The 1,034-nt window shown below is 60.9% G+C and carries 2 protein-coding genes; both read right to left on the bottom strand.

Going from position 1 to position 1,034, the window contains the following annotated elements:
- Positions 1-152: 152 nt before the first annotated feature.
- Positions 153-611, bottom strand: coding sequence for a transposase (locus BMY84_RS30305; RefSeq protein WP_218147080.1), 459 nt, complete (start codon positions 609-611; stop codon positions 153-155).
- Positions 608-1,034, bottom strand: a 427-nt coding sequence (locus tag BMY84_RS30300; protein ID WP_218147079.1) for a transposase, incomplete at its 5' end; no start/stop codon positions are given. The genes BMY84_RS30305 and BMY84_RS30300, both read right to left, overlap by 4 nt.

Raw genomic sequence — 1,034 nt, 5'->3', positions numbered from 1 at the left:
CCAGCTGGAGACCCGCAAAAACCGGGTAATTTCTGGCGAAGCGGACTGGCTTGATGACGTCGAGGCTTCGGGGCGCACCAGGGGCATCGTTCGGACCGATTTCCATGATCCCCGGCGTTGATTTCGCCGGTTTTGTCGGCTTGCAGACAGAGTCAGCCTGCGGTTCCCCGACGCTCGTGGAAGATCAGGCGGTTGAAGTTGTAGGCCAGGTTGCAAAGGGTCAGTTTCGCCTCAGCGCGGGCCAGGCCGATGGTACGGATGAACAGGTTGAACCGGTTCTTCTGATGCGCGAAGACATGCTCGACATGCGCACGGATCGAGGATTTGGCGGCATTGGCCCTGGCGGTTGCCCTCGACATCGGCTTGCCCATGGGTTTGCGCCGATGAATGCGGGACGTGAGCATCTGATCCGACAACCACTTCTCGTTGCGCCTGGATCGATAGGCACTGTCAGCCCAGACCTCGGAACTGGTATTGTCCGTGCTGACGACCTGCCGGAGAAGGCGCCCGTCCGCCGCTGACGCCGAAGTCACCGCCATACCTCGGATGAAGCCGAAGCGTCGGTCGATGCTGATGTGGGATTTGTAGCCGAAGACCGGCAGGGCTATCATGGGGAGCGGCGTTCCATCCGCCCGATACCGGACTTTCCCGCCGACCTTGAGGGTCCAGCGGGCGTCGGTATCTTTCTGTGCTGCCTTGTTCGGCTCGTCCGGCCAGATGTCTCTGGCGCTCTTGCCCAATTTATCGCTTCGCGTTCGCCCTCGGTGTTCCGCTGTCTTGGTGCAGGCACCAGCGAGGCGTCCACGAGTTGCCCGGACATTGGAATGTAGCCCTTCTTCTGCAGTTGCCAGTCAAAGGCCTTCATCACCCGCTTGAGCGTTCCCGTCTCGGTCAGGCGATTGCGAAAATGCCGGATCGTGTTCTCATCCGGCGTCCGGTCCCCAAGCGACAGCCCCAGAAACCGCAGCCAACTCAGCCGATCGCGGATCATGAAATCCATCCGGGCGTCTGACAGATTATGCTGCGCCTGCAGG

The sequence above is a fragment of the Sphingobium sp. AP50 genome (genome assembly GCF_900109095.1).
In the GTDB taxonomy this organism is placed as follows: domain Bacteria; phylum Pseudomonadota; class Alphaproteobacteria; order Sphingomonadales; family Sphingomonadaceae; genus Sphingobium.
This window is presented reverse-complemented; position numbering and strand designations above follow the sequence as displayed.